The following is a 26,023-nucleotide window of genomic DNA, read 5'->3' as shown; positions in this document are numbered from 1 at the left end:
CTAGCCCCCCAGCCTTGCAAGGCTCGCCAGTTCCGGCAGATTGAAAATCGAAAGATCGGCGCCCGGCGACGGAGCCTCGGTGCGGACACCCGCTCTCAGCTTCGCGGACCGGGCACGAGGATTGCGGGACGCCTCCTCCTCGCTTGCCGCAACCATAGGCTTGCCGACTGGCGTGAAGGTTGCGGCGCGCGCCGTCACCAGCGGCAGATGGCGGGAGCCGCCCGCCTTGCCGGAGCGATCCTGGAAGAACGTCTTTACGATTCGATCTTCGAGCGAATGGAAGGTAACGACGACAAGCCGGCCGCCGGGTTTCAGAGCCCGCTCGGCCGCAAACAGGGCATGGGCGAGTTCGCCCAGCTCGTCGTTGACGAAGATGCGCAGCGCCTGGAAGACGCGCGTTGCCGGGTGGATCTTGTCCTTGGCCTTGCGTGGCGTAACCGTCTCGATGAGATTTGCGAGATCGCGGGTCGTCTCGAACGGCGTCTCGGCGCGGCGCTTTTCGATGGCACGCGCAATCCGCCCCGCCTGCTTTTCCTCTCCGAGGAAGCCGAAGATGCGGATGAGGTCCGACACCTTCGCGCGATTGACGACATCGGCAGCGGAAACCCCGGCGGCCGACATACGCATGTCGAGCGGCCCCTTCTTCTGAAAGGAGAAGCCACGCTCCGCCTCGTCGATCTGCATGGAAGAGACGCCGATATCGAGCACGACGCCGTCGAGCCCTTGTGCCGGCGCATGCTCGGCCAGATCGGAAAAACGGGAATGAACGAGCTTCAGCCGCCCGCCGCTGGCGTGCATCATGGACTGCCCCGCGGCGATCGCCGTCGGATCGCGGTCGAGCGCGACGACGTCGGCACCGGCATCGAGAATGGCGGATGCGTAGCCGCCGGCGCCGAAGGTGCCGTCGAGAATGATCTTGCCGGGAGCGGGGTCCAGAGCTGCGAGAACTTCCTTCAGGAGGACGGGAATGTGACGAACCGGTCCGCCGTCGGCTTCAGAAGTTCCGCCGCCTTGATCCGTCACCATTCCGCCTCTCCACTCTATTGCGAACGCAGCCCCCGTTGCTTGCGCCCTTCCCTGGCCTCCGCCTGCGCCCTCGCAAACGCCTGCGGATCCCAGAGCTGAAAATGATCGCCCCGCCCGACGAAGGTCACGTCGTTCGAGATGCCGGTGAAGTCGCGGATGAAATCCGTCACCATCAACCGGCCCTCCGGGTCGAGCTTCACATAGACCCCGCCCCCATGAACAAGGAGCGACATCTCGTTGGCCGCATCCGAAAACGGATCCTCGGCGGCCATCTGCTTCTCGAACCGGTCCAGAAGCTCCGGTCCGCCGACGCTGATCGCCGGAAAGACGAAGTCCTGAAAACAGTATAACTCCCGCACGCCCGCCTCCAAAAGCACGGCACGGAAGACCGAAGGGACGGAGACCCGCCCCTTGGCATCGATCCGGTTCGTAACATGTGACAAGAAGCGGTTCATGACGCGAAACGGCCGCCCCCGATTGACGGGCCACGATCATCGGCCCGCACATACACTCGCACGCCCGCGCAAAGATCCCCCGCCGGGCACGTGCGTGCCCGCCTGATCCTTCCATCGACGGAAGCCTCGAATTTCGCGATGGCGGGCCATTGCACGGCCCTTGCGCAGTACCATTATGGGATAACATGGGACCAAATGGGCGTCAATGGGAGAAGCTCGTAACCAGCCTTGCGGATGATCAAATATTGATAGGTTGTTAAGTTTAACAAAGGGTTACGATACGAACCCTAATCCCTTGGAATCGCGCGCAAAAGCGAGCCACGCCGGTGAGGTGCGGAAAACCTCGCAGGCGTGATTCGCATGAACCAGGGAAATTCAGGAGACGTGCTTTGCCGCAGGAGCGCTGCAAAGAAAAAAGCCAGTTGGCCTGTAAGCCGGGTTCTGTATGGCTCCGCCTCCGGAGAGACGAAACTTGGCAGCCATTCATCTGGGACTGCGCTTGCGCGCAGCCTCGTGCAACCCACCCGGACGACGCGCCTGGAAACCGGCTGGGCGCTTGCGCGCCCGTGTCGTCCCTATTCGGTCTTGCTCCCGGTGGGGTTTGCCGTGCCGTCCATGTCGCCATGTCCGCGGTGGGCTCTTACCCCACCCTTTCACCCTTACTCCGCAAGCGGAGCGGTCTGCTTTCTGTGGCACTTTCCCTGGGGTCGCCCCCGCCGGACGTTATCCGGCACCGTGTTTCCGTGGAGCCCGGACTTTCCTCGCCCCGCGGCCTTTCGGCACTTGCGAGGCGCGGCTGCCCGGCCAACTGGCAGAGGCTCATTAAACGACCGGCGCAGCGAGCGCCAGAGAAATCGGCGCTGCCGCCCCGTCCGGCGGTTACTTAACGATACGCGACCGCGAAATCCGTTTCGTAATCGTCCGCCTCGAGCCGGCCGTCCGCCACCAGCACCGCGCCAAGCCTGCCGATCTCGTCGGAGCTCTTGGCAGCCTGGCCGTTGCCGCCGGTGAGCACGGCGATGCGGTCGCTCACGAAACCTATATAAGGATAGCCGTGTCGCGTGAACGCGGTGACGCAGGGCGAATAATGCGTCGAAACGGGTCTCAGATCGGGGATCGTCTCGGCGAGCAGTCCGCGCATGTGTTCGGCCGCTTCCGCGTTTGCACCGCCTCGAAACCAATCCCTGATCGCCGGCTCGCTCGCAAGGATCCGATCGGTCGGGTCGCCGCCGATCTTTATGTAGTGTCTGCCGTCGGCATAGGCAACCGGCGGCAACAGATAGTAGCTTCTCTCCTGCTCCGGCGCGGCGCCGATCAGCGATGGCATGCCTTGATAGATGGGAAGATCATCCGCGCCGACTTCCGCAAAAAGCACGGTGCGCGCCTTTACCGCAAGATCGAGCGCCCGCGGGAGAAGCGCCTGCGATAGCGAGAAGCCGCCTGCGGCGACCAGGGCGCGGCCGGCACGAACCAGGTGCCCGTCGATGGTCCTGACCACCACGCGGTCTGGACCGTCTTCGACCGAGACCACCTCCGAGCGGATCACCCGTGCACCCGATTTCTCGGCTGCGATCGTTTGCGCGCGGACGAGCGAACGAGGATTTATGTAGCCTGCGCCGCTTGCCTCGTGAACTCCGGCATAGCCTTGCGGGAAGCGGAACCAGGGAAACCGCCCGGCAAGGTCGTCGCCAGGGATCAGCGGCGCCTCGACACCGAGTCTGTCGCGGGCACGCTCGACATTCTCGAGATAGTCGAACGCGCCGCCGGGAGCTGGAGCCGCGATCAGACAGCCGACGGGAAAATAGAACTCGACGCCGCTCTCCAGTGCAATTTCCGGATAGCGGTCGATCGAGCGCCGAGCGAGACGCGCCCAGACCGGGTCGTCGTCGATCGTACGGGTGATGCGGGCATTGTCGTAATGACTGGCGAAAACGCCGCCGTGGTTCGCCCAGTCCTCCGGCTCATCGGGGCCGATAAGCGCGACACCGGCGCCCGCCCTCGCAAGATGACGCGCCGCTGCTGCGCCCATCATCCCCTTGCCAACAATGACGAAATCAACGCTTTCCGACATGCCCTTCCCCGATGTTCGCTTCGCGACCGAGATAGCATGCCGTTCAGGCTTCCGCACCGAATTCCTTCGAACAATCAACAATATGCCGGAACGCGATACCCATCCGGCCTATGTCTTGCAGCGTCACATCCGGTAGATCACAGCCAGTCCAGGATGTTCTTGACTTTACCGCAGTAGCGCTTCGAAACGGGGTTCATTCGCTTCGCGCCATGGCCGGCATTGTATTTGAGGATGGTGCCGCAGGTCGTCCCGTCCGAAAGCTCCTGCGCCTTCGCCAGGTACTTCATCCCGAACTTGATATTGGTCTCAGGCTCGTAGAGTTCTTTGATCGAGCCGGTATAGCCCATCATCCGGGCCGTGGCCGGCTTGATCTGCATCAGACCGACCTCGCCGGCGCTTCCCCGAGCCTTGGCATTGAAGTTGCTCTCGACCTCGACGATGGCGTGAGCGAGATCGGCCGGAATGCCGTATTGCTTGGCATAGGACTGGATGAGGATCGTATATTGGGATCCGCGTGGCAATGTCAGGTCGGGTTTCGGATAACCCGTCGTTCTGGTCACCGACGGAATCGCAGAAGTCTTGACGGTTTTGTCGATGCCCCCCGCATACGACGTACCAATCCCGGCGAAGAACATGCCAAGGCATGCCGCCACCGCAGCAACAGACGCTATTCTCATTTAGTTTGAAGTCTCCGGTCTGGGGAACCGATCGCGCGGCGCACCCCACCGCCACGATCGAATTTCCCGATCGTTTTCATTGACAAAGGTGCCGCGCTCGGCGCCACATCCCCTGCAGTTGATGCAACGGAAATGACCGGCGCATCATGGTAAACATGTGGCAGCACGAGAAAATCGTGCACGAAAAACAAACCCACGCTAATTTAGGGGGAACAAAAATCGCCTGTCAGGCGTTGCGAATCGGCAATGCCGAAAGCAGGCGGTGCAGCGTATCGATGGTGGAAACGTCGGCGATGCCGTCTACTCGCGATTGTCGGAAATGGCGCTGAAACGCGGCGACCACGCCTTCGGTTCTTGCGCAAAAATCCCCAGTGATTTCAACTCCATAACCATAAAGCAAAAGCATGGACTGGAGCGCTTCCACGGGCTGACCGCTGTCGCCGCGCTGAAAGAAGCGGCCACCCCTCACGGGCGCCGGTTCAACCCAGTGTCCGACCCCGCGACGAAAGAGCACATCCCAAGGAAAATTTTCTCCAGGATCAACCTTGCGAATCGGCGCGATATCGCTATGCGCAAGCACCCTCTCCGGGGTGATTTGCCAGCGTTCGCCACAGTCCAGACACAATTCGGCGACCGCCTCGATCTGTGCCTCAGGGAAGTCCGGGAGGCCGCCCGGGTGACCGGCATTGGCAATCTCGATCCCGATGGAGCACGAATTGATATCCGTCTCGCCCTTCCAGACGCCCTTGCCCGCGTGCCAGGCCCGGCGTTCTTCCGGCACCAGTTGGGCGATTCGCCCCTCCTCGTCCACGAAATAATGACAGGAGACCTGGCTTTCCTCGCGACAGAGCCAGTCGAGCGCGGACGCCGCCGTCTCCATGCCGGTATAATGAAGGATGATCATATCCGGCCTGCGCCCGCCGGCGCGCTCGCCATGGTTGGGCGAGGGCACGAGATGAGCGCCGGGGAAATCGCAGGTCTCGGATGTCATGCGGCGCGACGTTCTCTTTCGATCGCCTCGTAGGCCGCGTTGAGCACGGCCATGCGATCGTTGGCGATCGCGTGGAATTCTTCCGGCACGCCGCGCGCCACGAGCATGTCCGGGTGGTTCTCGGAAACGAGAACGCGGTAGCGCTTGCGAATCGCGGAAAAGTCATCCTTCGGCGAAACGCCGAGAACCTGATAGGGATCGCGGTCGTCGCCATGAACGTGGCGCGCCATGATGCATCCGAAATGCTCGTCGTCCATCCTGAATATCTCAGCCACGCGCCTCAGGAACGTAAGTTCCTTCTCGTGCACCGCCCCGTCGGACTTCGCGATATGGAAGAGGCCGTCGACGATGTCTTCGAGGATCGGGCAATTCCTCTCGCAGGAGGAGCAGAGCGAAGCCATTTTCTCCGCATAGGCCTCGTAGCCGGCAACGTCCTGGCGGGCGAGATTGTAAAGCCTGGCGACGTTCTTCGCCTGGTCCGCGGGAAACTTGAAGATGTCGCGAAAGGCGCTCACCTCGGCCTCGTTCACGATGCCGTCGGCCTTCGCCATTTTCGCCGAAAGGGCGATCATGGCGACCGAAAAGGCGACCTTTCGCCGAGTTTCCGGATCTCCTTCGAAGAGCGTCCGGACCGCCTCGACCACTCCCGTAAGCGCGTTACCAGTGGTCGTGACGATTTTGAGCAGGCTGTCCCAAAATGACATAAGTGCGATTGTTCCCTGTCCACCACGCGAGCATGATCTTATGCGGTGGCGATTTGCAAGCGGCAGAGCCGCGTCAATCATCATGGATGACGAATTTGTGATGGCCCCTCAATAATTCATATCGCCACAAATCTCAATCGAATTCCTGGACGCCACCGTGCGACTTTCAGGCGCAACGCCGCAACCGCGAGCCGGTTCCCGTTTCTCGCGATCCACAGGCCTGTCATTTAATTTCCATCGGATTTGGGTTAGACCACCGCTATCTTTGATCCAAGGCAAGGAATTAGAATGCGGTCGATCTCACGAGCGATCGCTTGATGCCGAAATCCCCAGGAGGACCCCATGGCCAAGAAGAAAGTCGCAATGTTGACGGCAGGCGGGCTCGCGCCCTGCCTTTCATCCGCTGTCGGCGGCCTGATCGAACGCTACACCGACATCGCGCCGGACTATGAGCTCGTGGCCTACCGTTCCGGCTATCAGGGCCTGCTTCTCGCCGACCGGATCGAAATCACCCCGGCCATGCGCGAGAAGGCGCATGTGCTCCACCGCCACGGCGGATCGCCGATCGGCAACAGCCGCGTGAAGCTCACCAACACTGCCGACTGCGTGAAGCGCGGCCTCGTCAAGGAAGGGGAGAATCCTTTGCGCGTCGCGGCCGAGAGGCTCGCGTCCGACGGCATCAGCATCCTGCACACGATCGGCGGCGACGATACCAACACCACCGCAGCCGATCTCGCAGCCTATCTCGGGGCCAACGGCTACGATCTGACGGTCGTCGGCCTGCCGAAGACGGTCGACAACGACGTCGTGCCCATCCGCCAGACGCTCGGCGCCTGGACGGCGGCCGAATACGGCGCACGCTTCTTCGACCATGTCAGCAACGAACAGAGCGCCGCGCCGCGCACCCTCGTCGTCCATGAAGTCATGGGCCGACACTGCGGCTGGCTGACCGCGGCAACCGCGCGCGCCTATATCCAGCTGGCCGGCAACAAGGAATATGTCGACGGCTTCATGATGAACGCACAGCTGAAGAACATCGACGGCCTCTACCTTCCCGAGATGGCGTTCGATCTCGAAGCGGAAGCCGCGCGCCTGCGCGAAGTCATGGATCGAGCCGGCTTCGTCACGCTGTTCGTGAGCGAAGGCGCCTGCCTCGACGCCATCGTCGCCGAACGGGAGGCCGCCGGCGAGACGGTCAAGCGCGACGCGTTCGGCCATGTGAAGATCGATACGATCAACGTCGGAAACTGGTTCTCCAAGCAGTTCGCGGCGCTCCTCGGCGCCGAGCGCTCAATGGTGCAGAAGTCCGGCTACTATGCACGCTCCGCCCCCGCCAATGTCGACGATCTGCGCCTCATCCAGAGCATGGTCGATCTGGCGGTCGAGAGCGCGCTCAACAAGGTCTCCGGCGTGACGGGCCACGACGAGGATCAGGGCGGGCGGCTGCGCACGATCGAGTTCCCGCGCATCAAGGGCGGAAAGCATTTCGACACGTCCGCGAAGTGGTTCGGCGAGGTCATGGATGTCGTCGGCCAGAAGTGGCAGACGGCCGACTGATGAACGACGAGGAACGGTTCGCTGTTTTCTGAAGCGGCGAACCGCTTCTCGCTGGGGCTTCTGGTCGGGAGGAGTTGACGGCTGCGCGCCGGCATGGCTCCCTCCTCTTCACGAGCATTCAACCGCGGAGCCCCTTCATGTCCTTCGAACACTGGTTCGCCTTTTCCGCCGCGTCTGCGGTGCTGCTTGCCATTCCCGGCCCCACGATCCTTCTCGTCATCTCCTACGCGCTCGGCCACGGCCGCAAGATCGCGGGCGCGACCGTGGCTGGTGTCGCTCTTGGCGATTTCACCGCAATGACCGCGTCGATGCTCGGCCTCGGTGCCCTGCTTGCAACCTCGGCGGCGGTTTTCACCGTGCTGAAGTGGGTCGGCGCCGCCTATCTCGTCTGGCTCGGCATCAAACTCTGGAGGGCGCCGGTCGCCAACGACAGCGGGAGCACCGTTGAAACGAGTCCTGCGGAAAGACCGCTGCGGATATTCATTCACACCTATGCGGTGACCGCACTTAACCCGAAGAGCATTCTCTTCTTCGTCGCCTTCCTGCCCCAGTTCCTCGATCTGTCGCGGCCGCTTTTCGCGCAGATGGCGATCTTCGAGACGACGTTCCTGATACTCGCGACGATCAACGCGGCGCTCTATGCCTGGCTTGCTGCCGCAGCCGGAAGCACCATCCGCAAGCCGAATGTCCGGCGCATCGTCAACCGCCTCGGTGGTTCGCTGCTCATCGGCGCCGGCTTTCTGACGGCGGGGCTGAAGCGCGCCACGTCCTGAAATGAGCAGTCTCTGAAATGCTCCCACGTGCTTGCCGCAACCGGCGGCATAGGTTAATGGAGATTCAAGCGCGGCGGGTGGCAACCGCTGATTTGCAGGGGCTACGGGGCCCAGAAGCACGAAAGTGACAGCATGGCGAATTTCCGTATTCCCCTTTCGAAGCGGGCACTTGCCGCCGTGTCCTTCGTTTCCGTCGCCGTTGCTTCCGGGTGTTCCACGGTCGAGCATACGTCGCTTGCGGAGTTAACGGCCGTGCAGACGGTCACGCCCCTGCCGAAGCCGGGCACAGAGACGACGGCTTACGCGCTGCCTGCGCCGATCGGCGCAGCGGCGAGCACGTCGGCCGCATTGACCGCGCAAACCTCGTCGGCAGTGCCGGCAAGCGCCGCAGGAACCGGTTCCGCCGGCGAAACGCAGACGGCGCCCGCGACAGACACGACCCTCGCTTTCGCGGCTCCCCAGTCGGTAGCCGTGCCGGCGGCCAAACCCGCACAGCCCTTTGAAGTGGCCATGGCGACACCCGCCTCGGCAGGTATCGCCCCGGCAGCCGCGCCGCCGGTGCCCGAAAAAGGCGCCGGACAGTCGGTCCCGTTCATCGGGGTCGCCGCCTCGTGGGAATCGGATTTCGACACCGGCGAGCCGGTCGGCCTGGAAACACTTGTCGCCAAGCGCATGATCGTTCCGACGGAGCGCCCGAAGACAGGCGTGATCGGCACCGCAGTCGGCGCGGTCGCAAGCGTCATTCCCGATTCGCTGAAGCCCGGAAAAACACCGACCAGCTCGCGGCCGGAGCTTGACAGGCTGATCAAACATTATGCCGAGCTGAACGGTCTGCCGCTCGAGCTGGTGCACCGGGTGGTCAGGCGCGAGAGCAACTACAACCCGCGAGCCTACAGCAAAGGCAATTACGGGTTGATGCAGATCCGCTACAACACGGCCAAGGGTCTCGGCTATGAGGGCCCGGCCGAAGGTCTCTTCGACGCGGAAACCAACCTCAAATACGCGACGAAGTACCTGCGCGGAGCGTGGATGGTTGCCGACAACCAGCACGACGGCGCGGTAAGGCTCTATGCCAGCGGCTATTATTACCATGCCAAGCGCAAGGGCATGCTCGACGAGCTGAATATGAGGTAAGCCGCGACCAGCGGCTGGCCTATCTGCCAGACATCATTCAATCGAGCGCGTCGATTATCCTCGAATTCAGCTTCTGCACGTCGTAGCCGAGGCGCGACGGTGTCAGCCCCAGGCGGACGACCGCGAGGCGAAGCGAGGGGACGATCATGATCGCCTGCCCGTCATGTCCAAGCATCCAGAACGTATCGGGCGGGAAATTCGCCGTTCCGGCGCGGGTGCCGTTTTCCTGGAGCCAGACCTGGCCGGCCCCGTAGTCGCCCCCGGAAGCCGCAGTCGGCGTGCGCATGAAGGACACGTAACCTTCCGGCAGGAGCCGCCTCCCCTTCCAGCTTCCGTCCTGAAGCAGAAACTCGGCGAAGCGCGCCCAATCCTGTGCCGACGCATACATGTAGGAAGAGCCGACGAAGGTTCCGCTTGCATCCGTCTCCATAACGGCGCTCGTCATCCCGAGCGGAGCGAAGAGCGCCTCGCGCGGATAGGAAAGCGCTTCGGCCGGATCGTCGAATGTCTGCATCCAGAGCCGGGACAGAAGATTGCTCGTGCCGCTCGAATAGGCGAATTTCGTGCCCGGAGCCGCCTCCAGCGGCTTCGAGGCGACGAAGCCGGCCATGTCGCTTTCCAGATAGAGCATACGCGTCACGTCCGTGACGTCGCCGTAATCCTCGTTGAAATCGAGCCCGCTCTGCATCGCGAGAAGGTCCGTCAGCTTGATGCGAGCCCGGTCGTCGCCGTTCCATTCGGTCACCAGATTGGTCTGGGCCAGATCCATCCGCCCTTCGGCAATGCGCCGGCCGATGATCGCCGCCGTCACGGACTTCGTCATCGACCAGCCGAGCAGGGGCGTGTTCCGGTCGAAGCCCGCCGCATAGGTTTCCGCGACCAGCCTGCCATCCCTGACGACCACGATTGCACGCATGCCCGGACCTGCCAGTGCCGGATCTTCGACAAGCTTTTGAATGGCCGGGTCGATGTCCGGCTTGTCCCCGTCCGGCCAGTCGAGGCTCGGATCGGGGGCGAGCGGCGCCGTTGCCGACTCGGTCCCGCGCATCCCCGCGATGGCCTCGGCGCTGCCTCCGCTCACATTGGCGCAACCGCGGCCCGGACGGTAGACGGCGCGGCCTGGGGCGGCAAAGCCCAGGAGACGCGCCGTTACGCTCTGCTCTTCCCGATCGACCGAAACGCGCACGAGCTCCAGGAGCGGGTGGCCAGGCGCCTGCACGTCCTCCGCCAGCACTTCCTGCGGATCGCGTCCCGCGAGGAACACATTGGAGCAGACGATCTTGGCGGCATAGCCATCGCCCACCTTGAGGAGTTCAGGCGGGAACAGCGCCAGCCAGCCAACGAGGCCCGCGAGCGTAGCCACAACCAGCCCGCCAAGCGTCTTCAGCAGACCCTTCATTCTCGCCCTCCTGCCCTTTTTATAAAGTGCTACAGCGCTTTCGCCCGTCTGACCAGTGTACATGACTATTGCGTCTTGTATCCGGCAGCAGAGGCTCAGGTGGTGAGGATGACCTCTCCTCCGGTTTGCCCTTTCGTCGCAAAATGCCGTCACCGCAACCGCTTTGTCGGAAGGGCCTGGTGGTCGCCGCGAGTCTCCTTCGCACCGCTTGCGGGGAGAAGGTGCCGGCAGGCAGATGAGAGGCAATACCCGAATCCCTGCAAGCCCCTGTGCGAAACCTCGTCATCAAAGTGTAGCCGAGTCACCTTAGAAGCGGCTCAGTTTCAACTGGACGACAGGCAAGATGACCGACTTCGCCCCGGATGCCGGCTTCGGCAAGAAGAATCCGAAACTGAAAAGCGCACTCCTGCAGCATAAAGCTCTCTCCCCCGCCGGTCTCTCCGAACGCCTGTTCGGGCTGCTCTTTTCCGGACTCGTCTACCCGCAGATCTGGGAGGACCCGATTGTCGACATGGAAGCGATGCAGATCCGTCCCGGACATCGGATCGTGACGATCGGTTCCGGCGGCTGCAACATGCTGACCTATCTCTCCGCCGAGCCTGCCCGGATAGACGTGGTCGATCTCAACCCCCATCACATCGCGCTCAACCGGCTGAAGCTGTCTGCCTTTCGCCACCTGCCGAGCCACAAGGACGTGGTGCGGTTCCTCGCCGTCGAAGGTACGCGCACGAATGGCCAGGCCTACGACGTGTTCCTCGCGCCGAAGCTCGATCCGGCAACCCGCGCCTACTGGAACGGCCGAGATCTCACCGGCCGCCGGCGCATCGGCGTCTTCGGGCGCAACATCTACAGTACCGGCCTGCTTGGCCGTTTCATTTCCGCCAGCCATGCTCTCGCACGGCTGCACGGCATCAATCCGGAAGATTTCGTCAAGGCGCGCTCCATGCGCGAGCAGCGGCAGTTCTTCGACGACAAGCTCGCTCCGCTCTTCGAGCGTCCGGTCATCCGTTGGATCACCAGCCGCAAGAGCTCCCTTTTCGGCCTCGGCATCCCGCCACAGCAGTTCGACGAACTCGCGAGCCTGAGCCGGGAGAAATCCGTCGCCGCGGTGCTGCGCAATCGCCTGGAAAAGCTGACCTGTCATTTTCCCTTGCGCGATAACTACTTCGCCTGGCAGGCCTTTGCGCGGCGCTACCCGCGGCCGGATGAGGGCGAGTTGCCGCCTTATCTTCAGGCATCGCGATACGAAGCGATTCGCGACAATGCGGAGCGCGTCGAGGTCCACCATGCGAGCTTCACGGAGCTTCTCGCCGGCAAGCCCGCCGCCTCAGTCGACCGCTACGTGCTCCTCGACGCACAGGACTGGATGACCGACCAGCAGCTGAACGACCTCTGGACGGAGATCACCCGCACCGCCGACGCCGGCGCGGTCGTGATCTTCCGCACGGCGGCCGAAGCGAGCATCCTGCCGGGGCGCCTCTCCACCACGCTCCTCGATCAGTGGCACTATGATGCCGAGACTTCGATGAGGCTCGGCGCTGAAGACCGGTCGGCGATCTATGGCGGCTTCCACATCTACCGGAAGAAAGCATGAGCGCCGTGCAGACCGCGAATGAAAGCCACGCTCACCTGATGGACCGCATGTATCGCTACCAGCGGTACATCTATGATTTCACTCGCAAATACTATCTCTTCGGCCGTGACACGCTGATCCGTGAACTGAACCCGCCGCCGGGCGCATCGGTGCTGGAAGTCGGCTGCGGCACGGGCCGCAATCTCGCCGTGATCGGGGATCTCTACCCCGGTGCGCGCCTCTTCGGCCTCGATATCTCGGCCGAAATGCTGGCGACCGCCAAAGCCAAGCTCCGGCGCCAAAATCGGCCGGACGCAGTGTTGCGGGTCGCCGACGCGACGAATTTCACCGCCGCCTCATTCGATCAGGAAGGCTTCGACCGGATCGTCATTTCCTACGCCCTTTCCATGGTTCCCGAATGGGAAAAGGCGGTCGATGCCGCGATTGCCGCGCTCAAGCCGGGCGGCTCGCTGCATATCGCCGACTTCGGCCAGCAGGAAGGTTGGCCGGCCGGCTTCCGCCGCTTCCTCCAGGCCTGGCTCAGACGCTTCCACGTCACGCCGCGCGAAACGCTTTTCGATGTGATGCGCAAAAGAGCCGAGAGAAACGGAGCGGCGCTCGAGGTCAGATCGCTGGGACGAGGTTATGCCTGGCTTGTCGTCTATCGCCGCGCGGCACCGTAGCGGACGGTGGCGGATTGCATTCGGCTGCAATTCACACTTGAGCTAACGCAATTTTTACGATGATATGGTGAAAAGGAGGTCACGCCTCCCTGGGGGACATCACCAATCATGGAAACCATCGCGTGAGGCAGGATCGTCGTTCGTCTCGAAACGGAACCCCCATGCGCCGGCTTCTCCTGGCATTGCTGCCCATCGCCACCATTCTCTCCTCCTGTACCTCCACCGATTACGATCTCGTCAAGACGGCCTCCATTCAGCCGCGCTTCCACGACACCGATCCGCAGGATTTCGGCGGCCGCACGCCGCACCATCACAGCGTTCACGGGATCGACGTCTCCAAGTGGAACGGCGACATCGATTGGCGGAAGGTTAAGAATTCCGGGGTGTCCTTCGCGTTCATCAAGGCAACCGAGGGCAAGGACCGGGTGGACTCGCGCTTCCACGAATATTGGCAGCAGGCGCGCGCCGTCGGCCTCGCCTACGCGCCCTATCATTTCTATTATTTCTGCTCCACCGCCGACGCCCAGGCCGACTGGTTCATCGCCAACGTGCCGAAGAGCGCCGTCCACCTGCCGCCCGTCCTGGATGTCGAATGGAATGGCGAATCCAAGACCTGCCGTCACCGGCCGGCGCCGGAAACCGTGCGGTCCGAAATGAAGCGGTTCATGGATCGGCTCGAGGCCCATTACGGCAAGCGGCCGATCATCTACACGTCCGTCGACTTCCACCATGACAATCTGGTCGGCGCCTTCAACGACTATCATTTCTGGGTGCGCTCGGTAGCCAAGCACCCGAAGGACATCTACGTCGAACGCCGCTGGGCCTTCTGGCAATATACCAGCACCGGCGTGATCCCCGGCATTCAGGGCAGCACGGACATCAACGCCTTCGCCGGTTCCGCCAGGAACTGGCAGAAGTGGGTCGCGACCGTCTCGCAGGCAAGATAGACCAGAGGACGCGGCGGCATGGTCCGCATTTTCTTCATTCGGTCATAATGCTCTGAGAGAGCATCGATAGATTTCATTCTCGACAGACTTCGGGCCCGGCGGCATTCCTGTGCGGCCGGCATGGAAAGGAATTGTAATGACAGCCACAGCGCGCAAAGCCCTTCTCTCCCTCGGATTCCTTGCGATCGCCGGCGCGCCGGCCCTGGCGCAAGCTCCGGCTCAGCCGGGGAACCCAGCCGCCGCGTGCGGCGGCGACCTCGGCTCCTTTCTGGAGGGCGTCAAGGCCGAAGCGGTCGCCAAGGGCATCCCCGCAGACGTCGCCGATCGGGCGCTCGCAGGCGCCGCCATCGACCAGAAGGTGCTGAGCCGCGACCGCGCTCAGGGCGTGTTCAAGCAGACCTTCACCGAGTTTTCGAAGCGTACCGTCAGCAAGTCGCGCCTCGACATCGGTGCGCAGAAGATGCGGGAATATGCCGACGTCTTTGCCCGGGCCGAGCAGGAGTTCGGCGTACCGGCGCCCGTTATCACCGCATTCTGGGCCATGGAGACCGACTTCGGCGCCGTGCAGGGCGATTTCAATACGCGTGATGCGCTGGTGACGCTGGCGCATGACTGCCGCCGCCCGGAAATGTTCCGGCCGCAGCTTCTCGCCGCAATCGAGATGGTGCAGCACGGCGATCTCGATCCCGCGGCGACCACCGGCGCCTGGGCGGGCGAGATCGGTCAGGTACAGATGCTGCCTGAGGACATCATCGCCTATGGCGTCGACGGCGACGGCGACGGCCATGTCAATCTCAAGAAGAGTTCTCCGGATGCCATTCTGACGGCGGCGAAATTCATCCAGAGCCTGGGCTTCAAGCCCGGGGAACCATGGATTCAGGAGGTCCGCGTTCCGGAGCAGTTGCCATGGGAAAAGACCGGCCTGCAGCCCGGCATGACCGCCGGCGACTGGTTCGCACTCGGTGTCGCGCCGCGTGACGGCAACACCTCCAATAGTGGGCTCGAAGCCTCGCTGGTGCTCCCTCAGGGCCGCAAAGGCGCTGCTTTCCTGACCTACCCGAACTTCAAGATCTATCTCGAGTGGAACCAGTCCTTCATCTACACGACCTCCGCCGCCTATTTCGCGACCCGGCTTGCCGGTGCGCCTCCCTATCAACAGGGAAATCCGGAACCGGGGCTCGGCGACGCCGAGATGAAGGCCCTGCAGACCAGATTGCAGGCACTTGGGCATGACGTCGGCAAAATCGACGGCATTCTCGGCTCGGGCACGCGGGCCGCGCTGCAGAAGGAGCAGTTGAAGCTCGGGATTCCCGCCGACGGGTGGGCAACACCGGGCCTGCTGGAGGCGCTTTAACCTTTTGCAGGACACAAGAAGCGGGTGGCAACACCCGCTTCGCTGCAATACTGCTTGCACAATTCAGAATTGTCGGGCTCCTATCCCGGCTTAGATTCAGCCGACGCATCGTGCTTTCCGAAAATCGTCCGATTTTCGGGCCGATGCGGTAGCTGCTGCGCAGGCAAGATATGGCTTCATCCGCAAATTCCATCAGCACCCACATGACCATGCGCCTCTGGGCATTGCTCGGGCTGCTCGGTCTCATCTGGGGCGGCTCCTTCTTCTTCGCCCGGGTCGCCGTTGCCCATGTGCCGCCTTTCACGCTCGTGCTTTTGCGTCTCGGCCTCGCCGCCCTCGCCCTGCACCTCTATCTTCGGGGCCGACACGGCATATATCCGGCGCTCGCCGGGCGCTGGCGCGAATTCCTGCTCATGGGGCTCATCAACAACGCCATTCCGCATGCTTTCATCTTTCTCGGCCAAACGCATATCGGCGCCGGTCTCGCGGCAATCCTCAACGCCACGACCCCGGTCTGGACGGTGCTCATCGCCAATGTCGCGACCGAGGATGAGAAGTTGAGCACCGCGAAGTTCAGCGGTTGCCTGCTCGGGCTTGCCGGTACCGTCGTGCTCATAGGACCGAGTGCGCTTGCCGGCCTCTTCGGCACTGCCGGCGACGTGCCGCTCTGGGCGCTCGTCCTGCCGGTCCTGGCAGCAGTCAGCTACGGCTTTTCCGCGACTTACGGCAAACGCTTCCGCGATCTGGCCCCGCCGGTGACGGCCGCTGGGCAATTGACGGCATCGACGCTCATCATGCTGCCGGTCGCGGTCCTCGTCGACATGCCATGGACCATGCCCGTGCCGCCGCTCACGACCGTGCTCGCGATCCTCGGACTGGCGCTCGTCTCAACCGCCTATGCCTATATCCTGTTCTTCCGCATCATGGCCGAAGCGGGCGCCACCAACACGTCGCTGGTAACGCTGCTTGTCCCGCCAAGCGCCATCCTGCTCGGCTATCTCTTCCTGGGAGAAATGCTGCAGGCGACGGACGTCGGCGGCATGTTGCTCATCGCCGCCGGCTTGGCGATCCTGGACGGGCGCGTCCTGAAGCTCGGATATTCCGCCGGACGGTGACCGTTCCGCGCGCCGCAATCCCGCCCCGGCGCACGCCGATGAACTGATTCACCGTCGTTCTCGCACACTCACGCAGCGTTACAGACGGTTACATTAACCTCCCGGCAGGAATTGTGAATAAAATATGGCATTCCAAATAATCAAATATTTTCAGCAATTTAGATGTATTCTCGAGAAAATCTGACATACGGAATTTCGCAGTGCAGCACAAGTTTCGCTTTCACATGCCGTTTTTTCGCCCTATGTTTTACCCGTCAACGCAGGGAGGATCAGCTTATGGGACTTACACACTCGTTGAACGTCCTTATGATCAGTGCAGCGTTCGCATTCGTGGCCGTAATGCTTTTCGTGTGATCCAGGGCCACTGACAGTCCAGCCGAAACGGGGACTTTAATTTCCGGAAAATCCATTTTTGCAGCGAGGCATGTCTGACGGCCGCTCAGGCGCAATAGTTCGACAGGCTGCAACAATCAGAAAGCCCATGAATGCTGCGGCACTCATGGGCTTTCGCTATTGCTGCTGCGTTATCCGAGGTCGGCCGTCATGCCCTCGCGACCGCCCGGACTGAGCGCTCCGTGTCGGCCGGCTGAGCGGGCGCGATTTCCGGATCATAGCCCATCAGTTCGCAAACGGCGGTGATCAGCTGCGGGCGGTTCATCGTGTAGAGGTGAAAATCGCTGACGCCGCGCCGGACGAGATCGGCGACCTGTTCGGCCGCGATATGGGCCGCCTCCCGGAAGCGCTCCTCCGGCTGATCGTCAATAGGGCCCAGCCGCGAAACGATCGACTCCGGGACTCTGGCGCCGCAAAGACCGGCAAATTTCTGCACCTGGGTGAGATTATTGATCGGCAGTATCCCGGGTACGATCGGTATCGCGATGCCCGCACGCCTTACGCGTTCGAGATAGCGCTCGAAGTCGTCATTGTCGAAGAAGAACTGCGTAAGCGCGCGCGTTGCGCCATTGTCGACCTTGCGCTTCAACATGTCTATGTCGGCAGCGACGTCGGGGCTCTCCGGATGCTTTTCCGGATAGGCGGAGACGGAGATCTCGAAATCGCCGCGCGCCCGCAGGGCCTTGACGAGGGCGGCGGCATTCTCATAGCCGCCCGGAAAAGGCTCGTAGACGCTGCCGATACCGCCCTGCGGGTCACCCCTCAACGCTACGAAATGGCGCACGCCGCAGGCCAGGAACTCGTCGATGACCGCATCCACCTCCGCCTTCGGCGCGCCGACGCAAGTGAGGTGCGCCGCCGTATTCGCGATCTCCATCTCCCCGATCATCCGCTTGACCGTCGTCAGGGAGCGTGCCTTGGTCGACCCGCCGGCACCGTAGGTGACGGTGACGAAGGCGGGCGCGAAGACGGAAAGGGCCGTGACTGTCTGAAAGAGCTGCGTCTCCATCTCGTCGTTCTTCGGCGGGAAGTACTCGAAGGAAAATCTAAGCCCGTCACAGTCCACGGGGTAAGGCGTCCGTCCGTTCATTCTCAAACTCCCCCTGCATGAAGACGCTGGCGCGGCAAGTCGGCAACGGTTTCGGCCGCGCGCTGGTCGCGCGCCAGCCAGATGGTGACAGTCAGCTTCCCCTCCTGCCCGCCTTCCGGCGCAAGATCGGTCGTCTTCTCGAGCGAAAGATCCGCCTTCTGCAGCCATTCGCTCATCGTCTGGTGCGAGAAGCCGAGGCGCGCATGGGCGTGGTCGTCACGCAGATGTTCAAGCCCGTGCGGCGCGAAATCGATGATCACGAGCCGGCCGCCCGGTACGAGCATGCGCGCGGCCTCGGCAATCGCCGCCTCGGGCTCCTCGAGATAATGCAGCACCTGGTGGATCGTGACGAGATCGAAGGATTGACCATCCAGCGGCAGGTTGAAGATGTCGCCGTGGCGGATCGACGCCTTGGTGATGCCGGCCCTGTCCAGGTTGGACCGCGCAACCGCCAGCATGTCGCGGCTGGCGTCGACGCCGATGCCGCGCCGGTAGATGCCCTCGAAGAGCTGCAGGATACGTCCGGTACCGGTGCCGAGGTCGAGCAGGCTGTCGACCGGCTCGTCGCCGACCATCGCCTTGAGCGCCGCCTCGACGTCGCCTTCGGCGATGTGCAGACGTCGGAGTTTGTCCCATTCGGCCGCGTTGCGGCTGAAATAGGCCTGCGCCTTCTCCGCGCGGGTTCTTTTCAACGTGGCAAGTCGGATCGCATCCCTGGCCAGAATCGCATCGTCGGCCGCAGCCGATGCGAGAAGCTCGCGGATCAGCGCGACGCGACGGCCCTCCTGACGCAGACGGAAATAGGCCCAGGCGCCTTCCTGATAGCGATCGATGAGCGCGACCTCGGCCAGCAATTTCAGATGACGGGAAATGCGCGGCTGCGACTGCCCGAGAATTTCGGTAAGATCGGTGACCGTCAGGTCGCCGGCCGAGAGCAATGCCAGCAGGCGCAGGCGCGTCGGCTCGCCCGCCGCTTTCAGGACGTCGACCAGCGCATCCAAACCAAGCGTTTCCCGATCAGCCATAGCCTTCCCCATCAACACATAAAGATATGTTTATGTGATTTGCGGCGACGGCGCAAGAGATTTGCGCATAAGGGCTACAGAATGGCGCTTGGAGGATAAGAGCGGGCGACCTTGCGGTCGCCCTTATGAACGTGCGTTTCGGCGCGACTCTCTGGCGCCGCGGACGCGGCGCTGCTGGATCCCTGTGACAAGCACAGGGATGAGGAAGAATCGGAGCGCCCCGTTCCCGCGAGCGATACCGGTCAATTACGGCAGCCCACACACTCCCCTCATGCCTGTGCTTGTCACAGGCATCCAGCTACGGCGCGTCCGCGCCGTGAAGGACTTTTGTTCTTGGCATCCATCTGGACGCATGTCGCTCTACGCTTCAGCGATGCACCGCCGCAAGCGTATGACGGTCAACGCGTCAGACGCTTGTAGGTTACCCGCTTCGGATTGACCGAGTCCGGGCCGAGACGCCGGATCTTGTCCTTTTCATAGTCCTCGAAATTGCCTTCGAACCACTCGACATGGCTGTCGCCCTCGAAGGCGAGGATATGGGTGGCAAGGCGGTCGAGGAACATGCGGTCGTGGCTGATGATAACAGCGCATCCCGCGAAGTTTTCGAGCGCATCCTCAAGTGCCGCCAGGGTCTCGGTGTCTAGGTCGTTGGTCGGTTCGTCGAGCAGGACGACGTTGCCGCCGGACTTCAGCATCTTGGCGAGGTGAACGCGGTTGCGCTGGCCGCCCGAAAGCGTCCCGACCTTCTGCTGCTGGTCGCCGCCCTTGAAGTTGAAGGTCGAGCAATAGGCCCGCGAATTGACCTCGTGCTTGCCGAGCTTGATGATGTCGTTGCCGCCCGAGATTTCTTCCCAGACCGTCTTGTTGGCGTCGAGCGCATCGCGGCTCTGGTCGACATAGGCGAGCTGCACGCTGTCCCCGATCCGGATAGAGCCGTCGTCGGGCTGCTCCTGGCCGGTGATCATGCGGAAGAGCGTCGTCTTGCCGGCGCCGTTCGGGCCGATGACGCCGACGATGCCGCCCGGCGGCAGCTTGAAGCTCAAGCCTTCGATCAGCAGCTGGTCGTCATAGCCCTTGGAAATATTTTCCGCCTCGATGACCACCTGCCCAAGGCGTTCGCCAACGGGAATGACGATCTGCGCGTCGCCCGGACGCCGGTCCGCAGCCGCCTCGACCAGCTCGTCATAGGCGCGAATACGGGCCTTGGACTTCGCCTGGCGGGCCTTGGGGCTTGAAGAGATCCATTCCTGCTCACGGCTGATGGCCTTCTGGCGGGCAGCCTCCTCGCGTCCTTCCTGCGCCATCCGCTTGGCCTTCGACTGCAGATAGGCGGAGTAGTTGCCCTCATAGGGAATGCCCCGACCGCGGTCGAGCTCGAGAATCCAGCCGGTGACGTTGTCGAGGAAGTAGCGATCGTGCGTGACCATCAGCACGGCGCCCGGATATTCGCGCAGGTGCTTTTCGAGCCAGGCGATCGTTTCCGCGTCGAGGTGGTTGGTCGGTTCGTCGAGCAGAAGCAGTTCGGGCTGCGACAGCAGAAGCTTGCAAAGCGCCACGCGGCGCTTCTCGCCGCCGGAGAGATTGGTGACCTCCGCATCGCCCGGCGGGCAACGCAACGCCTCCATCGCCATTTCCACCTGACTGTCGAGGTCCCAGAGGTTCTGGCTGTCGATGACGTCCTGGAGCTTGGCGCCTTCGTCCGCCGTCTCGTCGGAATAGTTCATCATCAGCTCGTTGTAGCGATCGAGGATCGCCTTCTTGGCGGCCACCCCTTCCATCACGTTCTCGAGCACGGTCTTCTGAGGATCGAGCTGCGGCTCCTGCGCGAGATAGCCGACCCTCGCACCTTCGGCGACCCAGGCCTCGCCGGTATATTCGGTATCGAGGCCCGCCATGATCCGGAGCACGGTCGACTTACCGGCCCCGTTCGGGCCGAGAATGCCGATCTTCGCCTCCGGATAGAAGGAGAGATGGATGTTCTCGAGGACCTTCTTGTTGCCGTAGGCCTTGTTCAGCCCGGCCATGTGATAGATGAATTGACGTGCCATAAAGGAATGCTCCGCATCGGAAGGGAATTTTGCCCGCTATGTAGGCGAATTATGGTGGCGGGGCAACGTCAAAGGCCCTTGCCCCAACGCTGCCCCGCCGCTCCCTCGATGCGAATTGCGCCGGGATCAGCCCCGCCCGGCAGCGTCTGCGATCCCCTTCGCGCATTTGAATTCCGTCGGCCCCGCCGCCTGGATCAGATCCGCCAGTTCGGCTTTGCCCGAGAGGTCGCCCGAGAGCCCTATCGTCAGGCCGGTGATCACGTCGCGGCCGTTCACCGACTGGCAACGCATGCGCACCCGGTCTCCGGCCCCCGCCCCGAAGCCCTGGTCGAAGGCCTGCTTGATCTGTTTTTCGTCAAGTTCCTTGCCGATCCCGTCTGCAAAGAGCGCACGTACGGCCGAGCGGTTGAGCTCGTCCAGAAGCCGGAGCTGCAGCGCGAAGTAGTCCTCGGCATTTGCCGTCTGGCAGGTACCGTTGCGCAGCCATTGGTGCCGGTCCAGGCCGGACTTGACACCCGGCATGGCGACGAGCAGGCGCTTGGCCGTCTCGTCCCCCATGTCGACTTCCGGCAGTTCCAGCCAGTCGCCCTTGCGGTCGCGCGCTTTCAGATCCGCTTCCACGCCGCAATAGCTCTTCTTGAGTGGCCATAGGCCATGAAGCGAGAAATTCGTCGCATCGAAGCGCTCCGCCGTCTGGCCGACGCATTCCTTGCGATCGGGCCGCGTCTCGCAGAATCCCGGCTGCCAGCTGACGGCGAGCACATATTCCGTCCTCCCCCCGCCGGTTTCGCCCTCGCTCGCCGAACTCTCCTGAGCCGCCGCGAGGGGCGCATTCGCCAACCCCAGCACCAGCGCCGCCAACCTCATCAGATGCATCATCGCCCTTGTCTTCATTGCCCCAAACCCTCTAAAGGAAAACAAAACAGGAACAAATAACCCCATATACGGGAAAATTGCAACCCTGAATCGGTATCCGCGGATTCGTTGTGATCTCATGCGCAACGAGCAACAAGCTGCGATTGCCTTTCCCACCCAAATCGATTTGATATCCGTACGGCATCCGCAAGTGGGGGAGAGCGCATGGCATGTTCGGGCAGGTGAGGACGCATCAAAGCCCGACCGGCGCGACACTCGGCTGGCGCCATGTCGGCGCGTCAGGCGAACCGAAAGGCATTCTCGTCATCAGCCACGGCCTTGCCGAGCATTCCGGCCGCTATGCCCGCTTTGCCGAAACCATGGCCGCCCAAGGTTTCCACGTTTACGCCCATGACCACCGCGGCCACGGCACGAGCTGTGCCCCCGATGCGCCTCCCGCCATGTTCGCCCAGCGGGAAGGTGCGGCGAAGGTCGTCACGGACCTGCGCGCACTCCGCGATATGGCAGCGGCCGCTCATCCAGGCCTGCCGGTCGTGCTGTTCGGCCATTCGATGGGGGGACTGATCGCGCTGAACGCCGCCGAAACCGATCCGGACCTCTACGACGCGCTCGCTGTGTGGAACTCCAATTTCCGGCCGGGCCTTGCCGGGCGCGGCGGCCAGTTGCTGCTGGCGATCGAGAAGATGCTGAAGGGTTCGGACGTGCCAAGTCCGCTCGTGACGAAACTCACCTTCGGCGCCTGGAGCACCAGCATCGCCGACCGGCGGACCGATTTCGACTGGCTCTCGCGCGATGAAAGCGAGGTCGCCAGATATATCGAAGATCCGCACTGCGGTTTCGACCCCACCGTATCGCTGTGGCTCGACGTCTTCGCCTTCGCCTTCGCCGGTGCCCGCCCCGACCGGCTGTCGCGGCTGCCGTCGAGCCTTCCGGTACACCTCGTCGGCGGCAGTGCCGATCCTTCAACCCTCAACGGAGAGGCCGTTCGCTGGCTGGGCAACCGCATGAAAGCGCGGGGCATGACGAATGTCACGATCGCAATTCACGAGGGCATGCGCCACGAAACGCTCAACGAGATCGGCCGGGAAAAAGCGACGGAGGAATTCGCCGCCTGGTGCCTGAAGGCAATCCGGGGAAAGCGCCACGGTCAATGAGCGAGCTCTCCCTTTCCAAGGCGGCAATCGACCACAACCGGATTTCCTACGGCCTGACGCTGATGGTCCTTTCGGTGTTGCTGTCGCCGCTGATCGACATCTTCTCGAAGCTAGCCATCGTGACGGTTCCCTCGGCCGAGATCACGGCGGCACGCTTCCTGCTGCAGATCGTCTTCATCCTGCCGATCGTCCTTGTGCGCGGTACGCTCTTCGATCTCACATGGCGCAAGAGTGCGCTGCATGCGCTGCGCGGCGGCCTTCTGGTGGTGACCATGCTTTCCTTCATCACCACGCTGAAGGTCATGGAGGTGGCCGATGCCATCGCCATCTTCTTCGTTGAACCGATCATCCTCACTATTCTAGGCAGCATCTTCCTGAAGGAGACGATCGGCTGGCGCCGTTATACCGCCTGCGCTGTCGGCTTCCTCGGTTCGCTGCTCGTGATCCAGCCGAGCATGCAGGAAGTTGGTCTGGTCGCACTTCTTCCGATCGTCGCCGCCTTCGGCCTCGCCGTTTTCCTGCTCGTGACGCGCATGGTCGCGCAGAACGAGGACCCCTGGTCGATGCAGTTCCATGCCGGCATCTGGGGAGGCCTCTTCTGTCTCGCGCTGCTCTGGTTCGGCGAGGGCAGCGGATCGAGCGTCTTCGATCCGGTCTGGCCGGACGGGCGCGCCTGGTACTACCTGCTCGGGGTCGGCGTCACCGCGACGATCTCCGGCGTGCTCGGCGTCTATGCCTATCGGGCGGCGCCGGCCTCGGTGCTCGCGCCGCTGCAATATCTCGAGATCGTCTCGGCGACGATTTTCGGCTGGCTCGTGTTCGGCGATCTGCCGGACGCGCTGAAATGGCTGGGCATCGCGATCATCATCGGCTCAGGACTTTATATCATCTGGCGCGAGCGGCAGGTGCAGAAAACGGCTGGTATCGCGCCGGTGTCGCCGGCGATCTGACATCGGCAAAACAGGACAGCATTGGGAGGTGCATATGAAAACGGGCGGACAACTGGTGGTGGAGGCGCTTGCCGCAAACGGGGTGAAGCGCATCTCCTGCGTTCCGGGAGAAAGCTATCTGGCGGTGCTCGATGCGCTTTACGACGCCGACATCGAGGTCGTCGTCTGCCGGCAGGAGGGCGGGGCCGCAATGATGGCGGATGCCTGGGGCCGCCTGACGGGCGAGCCCGGCATCTGCATGGTCACCCGCGGCCCCGGCGCGACCAATGCCTCCGCCGGCCTCCACGTGGCCCGGCAGGATTCGGTTCCGATGATCCTCTTCATCGGCCAGGTGCAGCGCGAAGCCCGCGAGCGGGAGGCTTTTCAGGAGATCGAGTATCGGCGGGCCTTCACCGAAGTCGCAAAATGGGTCGGCGAAATCGACGATCCGGCGCGCATCCCGGAATTCGTGACGCGTGCCTTCGCCGTCGCGACGTCCGGCCGTCCCGGGCCTGTGGTCCTGACCTTGCCGGAAGACATGCTGACACAGAGCACCGAGGCACCGGCCGCCCGCGCTTACCAGCCGGTGGAAAGCCACCCGGGCCCAAGCCAGATTGCCAAGCTTGCAGAGCTTCTCTCCACCGCGAAAAGGCCGATCGCCATTCTCGGCGGTACCCGCTGGTCCGCCGAGTCCGTGGCCGGGTTCCAGAGCTTCGCCGAGCGCTGGCAGCTGCCGGTCGGCTGCTCCTTCCGCCGCCAGATGCTTTTCGACCACCTGCATCCGAACTACGCGGGCGATGTCGGCATCGGCATCAATCCGTCGCTGGCAGGCGAGATCCGGGAAGCCGACCTCGTCCTCCTCGTCGGCGGGCGGTTCTCGGAGATGCCTTCCTCCGGCTACACGCTGATCGACGTCCCCTACCCCAGGCAGACCCTGGTGCATGTCCATCCGGATCCGGGCGAGCTCGGCCGAGTCTACCGTCCGGACCTCGCAATTGCCGCGAGCCCGCGCGACTTCGTCGCCGCGCTCTCGAGCCTGACGCCTGCAGCCGAGCCCCACTGGTCCGCCCGCACCGGAGAAATGCATGCGGCCTATCTCAAATGGTCGACGCCGCCGGAAAAGGGACCGGGCGACGTCCAGATGGGCCCGATCGTCAACTGGCTGGAGGCGAATACGGGGCCGGAGACGATCTTCACCAACGGCGCAGGCAATTACGCCACCTGGCTCCATCGCTTCCACCGTTTCCGCCGTTACGGGACGCAGGCTGCTCCCGCTTCCGGCTCGATGGGCTACGGCCTGCCGGCCGCAGTCGCGGCCAAGCATCTGCATCCCGATCGCGAGGTGGTCTGCTTTGCCGGCGACGGCTGTTTCCTGATGCATGGCCAGGAGTTCGCGACCGCCGTCCGCTATGAACTCCCGATCGTCGCGCTCGTCGTCAACAACGGTATCTACGGTACGATCCGCATGCACCAGGAGCGCGAATATCCCGGCCGTGTCAGCGCCACGGATCTGACGAACCCGGACTTCGCAGCGCTCGCCCGCGCCTATGGCGGCCACGGCGAAACGGTGGCGAGGACGGAAGAATTCGCAGACGCCTTCCTGCGGGCGCGTGAGAGCGGCAAGCCTGCCATCATCGAGATCAAGCTCGACCCGGAAGCGATCACGCCGACGCGGACGCTGAGCGAGATCCGGAACGGGTAGGATGGGGCCGCCGTAATGCGGCGCTCAGCGGAATTCTCGAAAGCCCCTCATCCGCCTGCCGGCACCTTCTCCCCGCAAGCGGGGCGAAGGGACAAGCGGCAAGCTCCCAGCCCCGTCTCCGCCCTCTACTGCATGTTTCCTTTAATCGTGTCCGATCAAAGGACAAAAACATGCAGCAGATCAAAGTGCTACAGCGACTTTGCGCGTCTGATAAGACGCGCGGCGCTGTAGAAGAGGACGAAGCAGTGCCCGCTTGTTCCTTCTCCCCGTAAAACGGGGAGAAGGTGCCGGCAGGCGGATGAGGGGCAGAGGCGGCCCGATCAAACCACTGCATTCGACGTGTCTGC

The 26,023-nt window shown here is 63.0% G+C and carries 22 protein-coding genes and 1 other RNA gene; 11 read left to right on the top strand and 12 right to left on the bottom strand.

What is annotated here, in order from left to right; translation table 11 throughout:
* The 7 genes from rsmH to M1D34_RS04145 all read right to left on the bottom strand — a co-directional run bounded on the left by rsmH (window position 1) and on the right by M1D34_RS04145 (window position 5,924).
* Entirely contained in the window at window positions 1-1,026 is a 1,026-nt protein-coding gene (rsmH, locus tag M1D34_RS04175) for a 16S rRNA (cytosine(1402)-N(4))-methyltransferase RsmH (protein WP_003529142.1), read from the bottom strand.
* A 14-nt stretch (window positions 1,027-1,040) separates the two neighbouring features.
* Window positions 1,041-1,481 carry a division/cell wall cluster transcriptional repressor MraZ gene (mraZ, locus tag M1D34_RS04170; RefSeq protein ID WP_010969752.1) on the bottom strand — a complete coding sequence of 147 codons (441 nt, stop codon included), beginning with the start codon at window positions 1,479-1,481 and terminating at the stop codon, window positions 1,041-1,043.
* A 414-nt stretch (window positions 1,482-1,895) separates the two neighbouring features.
* An RNA gene (gene rnpB, locus M1D34_RS04165) (RNase P RNA component class A) lies at window positions 1,896-2,293 on the bottom strand.
* Window positions 2,294-2,364: 71 nt separating this feature from the next.
* A complete protein-coding gene (locus M1D34_RS04160) occupies window positions 2,365-3,552 on the bottom strand; it encodes an NAD(P)/FAD-dependent oxidoreductase (protein WP_003529144.1) in 1,188 nt (395 codons plus the stop codon).
* 137 nt (window positions 3,553-3,689) lie between these two features.
* On the bottom strand, window positions 3,690-4,229 hold the full coding sequence (locus M1D34_RS04155) for a lytic transglycosylase domain-containing protein (RefSeq protein ID WP_010969754.1): 540 nt from the start codon (window positions 4,227-4,229) through the stop codon (window positions 3,690-3,692).
* 226 nt (window positions 4,230-4,455) lie between these two features.
* Complete coding sequence (locus tag M1D34_RS04150; RefSeq protein ID WP_003529148.1) at window positions 4,456-5,220, bottom strand: N-acetylmuramoyl-L-alanine amidase; 765 nt, start codon at window positions 5,218-5,220, stop codon at window positions 4,456-4,458.
* Window positions 5,217-5,924 (bottom strand): J domain-containing protein, encoded by a 708-nt coding sequence (locus M1D34_RS04145; protein WP_003529150.1) that lies wholly within the window; start codon window positions 5,922-5,924, stop codon window positions 5,217-5,219. The genes M1D34_RS04150 and M1D34_RS04145 overlap by 4 nt, the downstream gene beginning before the upstream one ends.
* 342 nt (window positions 5,925-6,266) lie before the next feature.
* Here M1D34_RS04145 and M1D34_RS04140 point away from each other — a divergent pair, with 342 nt between their 5' ends.
* The 3 genes from M1D34_RS04140 (at window position 6,267) to M1D34_RS04130 (ending at window position 9,388) form a co-directional block, all read left to right on the top strand.
* Window positions 6,267-7,481 (top strand): pyrophosphate--fructose-6-phosphate 1-phosphotransferase, encoded by a 1,215-nt coding sequence (locus M1D34_RS04140; protein ID WP_003529152.1) that lies wholly within the window; start codon window positions 6,267-6,269, stop codon window positions 7,479-7,481.
* 137 nt (window positions 7,482-7,618) lie between these two features.
* Window positions 7,619-8,254 carry a LysE family translocator gene (locus M1D34_RS04135; RefSeq protein WP_498780816.1) on the top strand — a complete coding sequence of 212 codons (636 nt, stop codon included), beginning with the start codon at window positions 7,619-7,621 and terminating at the stop codon, window positions 8,252-8,254.
* Between the two features lie 132 nt (window positions 8,255-8,386).
* Window positions 8,387-9,388, top strand: coding sequence for a lytic transglycosylase domain-containing protein (locus tag M1D34_RS04130; RefSeq protein WP_127598213.1), 1,002 nt, complete (start codon window positions 8,387-8,389; stop codon window positions 9,386-9,388).
* Window positions 9,389-9,425: 37 nt separating this feature from the next.
* On the opposite strand, the gene M1D34_RS04125 is transcribed toward M1D34_RS04130, so the two are convergent.
* A complete protein-coding gene (locus M1D34_RS04125) occupies window positions 9,426-10,787 on the bottom strand; it encodes a serine hydrolase domain-containing protein (RefSeq protein ID WP_153313811.1) in 1,362 nt (453 codons plus the stop codon).
* Window positions 10,788-11,130: 343 nt separating this feature from the next.
* Between M1D34_RS04125 and M1D34_RS04120 the strand changes: the two genes are divergently transcribed.
* The 5 genes from M1D34_RS04120 (at window position 11,131) to M1D34_RS04100 (ending at window position 16,459) form a co-directional block, all read left to right on the top strand.
* Window positions 11,131-12,381 carry a BtaA family protein gene (locus M1D34_RS04120; protein WP_498780813.1) on the top strand — a complete coding sequence of 417 codons (1,251 nt, stop codon included), beginning with the start codon at window positions 11,131-11,133 and terminating at the stop codon, window positions 12,379-12,381.
* Window positions 12,378-13,043: a class I SAM-dependent methyltransferase gene (locus M1D34_RS04115; protein ID WP_003529161.1), complete on the top strand. Its 666-nt coding sequence runs from the start codon at window positions 12,378-12,380 to the stop codon at window positions 13,041-13,043. Before M1D34_RS04120 ends, M1D34_RS04115 begins: the two co-directional genes overlap by 4 nt.
* A 161-nt stretch (window positions 13,044-13,204) precedes the next feature.
* Complete coding sequence (locus tag M1D34_RS04110; protein WP_003529163.1) at window positions 13,205-13,990, top strand: glycoside hydrolase family 25 protein; 786 nt, start codon at window positions 13,205-13,207, stop codon at window positions 13,988-13,990.
* A gap of 136 nt (window positions 13,991-14,126) precedes the next feature.
* Window positions 14,127-15,344, top strand: coding sequence for a lytic murein transglycosylase (locus M1D34_RS04105; protein WP_010969761.1), 1,218 nt, complete (start codon window positions 14,127-14,129; stop codon window positions 15,342-15,344).
* 170 nt (window positions 15,345-15,514) lie between these two features.
* Window positions 15,515-16,459, top strand: a complete 945-nt coding sequence (locus tag M1D34_RS04100) for a DMT family transporter (protein ID WP_498780809.1) — start codon at window positions 15,515-15,517, stop codon at window positions 16,457-16,459.
* Between the two features lie 541 nt (window positions 16,460-17,000).
* On the opposite strand, the gene metF is transcribed toward M1D34_RS04100, so the two are convergent.
* The 4 genes from metF to M1D34_RS04080 all read right to left on the bottom strand — a co-directional run bounded on the left by metF (window position 17,001) and on the right by M1D34_RS04080 (window position 21,909).
* Window positions 17,001-17,942, bottom strand: coding sequence for a methylenetetrahydrofolate reductase [NAD(P)H] (metF, locus tag M1D34_RS04095; RefSeq protein WP_010969762.1), 942 nt, complete (start codon window positions 17,940-17,942; stop codon window positions 17,001-17,003).
* 2 nt (window positions 17,943-17,944) lie between these two features.
* The gene (locus tag M1D34_RS04090) at window positions 17,945-18,967 is read right to left on the bottom strand and encodes an ArsR/SmtB family transcription factor (protein WP_003529172.1); all 1,023 of its coding nucleotides are present in this window, start codon (window positions 18,965-18,967) and stop codon (window positions 17,945-17,947) included.
* A gap of 398 nt (window positions 18,968-19,365) precedes the next feature.
* Window positions 19,366-21,015: an energy-dependent translational throttle protein EttA gene (ettA, locus tag M1D34_RS04085; protein ID WP_010969764.1), complete on the bottom strand. Its 1,650-nt coding sequence runs from the start codon at window positions 21,013-21,015 to the stop codon at window positions 19,366-19,368.
* Window positions 21,016-21,141: 126 nt separating this feature from the next.
* Window positions 21,142-21,909: a ribonuclease T2 gene (locus M1D34_RS04080; protein WP_498780805.1), complete on the bottom strand. Its 768-nt coding sequence runs from the start codon at window positions 21,907-21,909 to the stop codon at window positions 21,142-21,144.
* 191 nt (window positions 21,910-22,100) lie between these two features.
* On the opposite strand from M1D34_RS04080, the gene M1D34_RS04075 reads away from it, so the two are divergent.
* From M1D34_RS04075 to M1D34_RS04065, 3 genes are read left to right on the top strand one after another with little or no spacing between them, the layout of a single operon-like run.
* Window positions 22,101-23,045: an alpha/beta fold hydrolase gene (locus tag M1D34_RS04075; protein ID WP_498780803.1), complete on the top strand. Its 945-nt coding sequence runs from the start codon at window positions 22,101-22,103 to the stop codon at window positions 23,043-23,045.
* On the top strand, window positions 23,042-23,995 hold the full coding sequence (locus M1D34_RS04070) for a DMT family transporter (RefSeq protein WP_498780801.1): 954 nt from the start codon (window positions 23,042-23,044) through the stop codon (window positions 23,993-23,995). Before M1D34_RS04075 ends, M1D34_RS04070 begins: the two co-directional genes overlap by 4 nt.
* A 34-nt stretch (window positions 23,996-24,029) precedes the next feature.
* On the top strand, window positions 24,030-25,676 hold the full coding sequence (locus M1D34_RS04065) for a thiamine pyrophosphate-binding protein (protein WP_498780799.1): 1,647 nt from the start codon (window positions 24,030-24,032) through the stop codon (window positions 25,674-25,676).
* Window positions 25,677-26,023: the final 347 nt, after the last annotated feature.

Source organism: Ensifer sp. D2-11 (assembly GCF_054161295.1).
The sequence above is the reverse complement of the archived record's forward strand: the minus strand, read 5'-3'. Positions and strand labels throughout refer to the sequence as shown.

Bases quoted from the DNA above. Each gene is read 5' to 3' on its own strand.
- rsmH (WP_003529142.1), bottom strand. From the start codon at position 1,026: ATGGTGACGGATCAAGGCGGCGGAACTTCTGAAGCCGACGGCGGACCG.
- mraZ (WP_010969752.1), bottom strand. From the start codon at position 1,481: ATGAACCGCTTCTTGTCACATGTTACGAACCGGATCGATGCCAAGGGG.
- M1D34_RS04160 (WP_003529144.1), bottom strand. From the start codon at position 3,552: ATGTCGGAAAGCGTTGATTTCGTCATTGTTGGCAAGGGGATGATGGGC.
- M1D34_RS04155 (WP_010969754.1), bottom strand. From the start codon at position 4,229: ATGAGAATAGCGTCTGTTGCTGCGGTGGCGGCATGCCTTGGCATGTTC.
- M1D34_RS04150 (WP_003529148.1), bottom strand. From the start codon at position 5,220: ATGACATCCGAGACCTGCGATTTCCCCGGCGCTCATCTCGTGCCCTCG.
- M1D34_RS04145 (WP_003529150.1), bottom strand. From the start codon at position 5,924: ATGTCATTTTGGGACAGCCTGCTCAAAATCGTCACGACCACTGGTAAC.
- M1D34_RS04140 (WP_003529152.1), top strand. From the start codon at position 6,267: ATGGCCAAGAAGAAAGTCGCAATGTTGACGGCAGGCGGGCTCGCGCCC.
- M1D34_RS04135 (WP_498780816.1), top strand. From the start codon at position 7,619: ATGTCCTTCGAACACTGGTTCGCCTTTTCCGCCGCGTCTGCGGTGCTG.
- M1D34_RS04130 (WP_127598213.1), top strand. From the start codon at position 8,387: ATGGCGAATTTCCGTATTCCCCTTTCGAAGCGGGCACTTGCCGCCGTG.
- M1D34_RS04125 (WP_153313811.1), bottom strand. From the start codon at position 10,787: ATGAAGGGTCTGCTGAAGACGCTTGGCGGGCTGGTTGTGGCTACGCTC.
- M1D34_RS04120 (WP_498780813.1), top strand. From the start codon at position 11,131: ATGACCGACTTCGCCCCGGATGCCGGCTTCGGCAAGAAGAATCCGAAA.
- M1D34_RS04115 (WP_003529161.1), top strand. From the start codon at position 12,378: ATGAGCGCCGTGCAGACCGCGAATGAAAGCCACGCTCACCTGATGGAC.
- M1D34_RS04110 (WP_003529163.1), top strand. From the start codon at position 13,205: ATGCGCCGGCTTCTCCTGGCATTGCTGCCCATCGCCACCATTCTCTCC.
- M1D34_RS04105 (WP_010969761.1), top strand. From the start codon at position 14,127: ATGACAGCCACAGCGCGCAAAGCCCTTCTCTCCCTCGGATTCCTTGCG.
- M1D34_RS04100 (WP_498780809.1), top strand. From the start codon at position 15,515: ATGGCTTCATCCGCAAATTCCATCAGCACCCACATGACCATGCGCCTC.
- metF (WP_010969762.1), bottom strand. From the start codon at position 17,942: ATGAACGGACGGACGCCTTACCCCGTGGACTGTGACGGGCTTAGATTT.
- M1D34_RS04090 (WP_003529172.1), bottom strand. From the start codon at position 18,967: ATGGCTGATCGGGAAACGCTTGGTTTGGATGCGCTGGTCGACGTCCTG.
- ettA (WP_010969764.1), bottom strand. From the start codon at position 21,015: ATGGCACGTCAATTCATCTATCACATGGCCGGGCTGAACAAGGCCTAC.
- M1D34_RS04080 (WP_498780805.1), bottom strand. From the start codon at position 21,909: ATGAAGACAAGGGCGATGATGCATCTGATGAGGTTGGCGGCGCTGGTG.
- M1D34_RS04075 (WP_498780803.1), top strand. From the start codon at position 22,101: ATGTTCGGGCAGGTGAGGACGCATCAAAGCCCGACCGGCGCGACACTC.
- M1D34_RS04070 (WP_498780801.1), top strand. From the start codon at position 23,042: ATGAGCGAGCTCTCCCTTTCCAAGGCGGCAATCGACCACAACCGGATT.
- M1D34_RS04065 (WP_498780799.1), top strand. From the start codon at position 24,030: ATGAAAACGGGCGGACAACTGGTGGTGGAGGCGCTTGCCGCAAACGGG.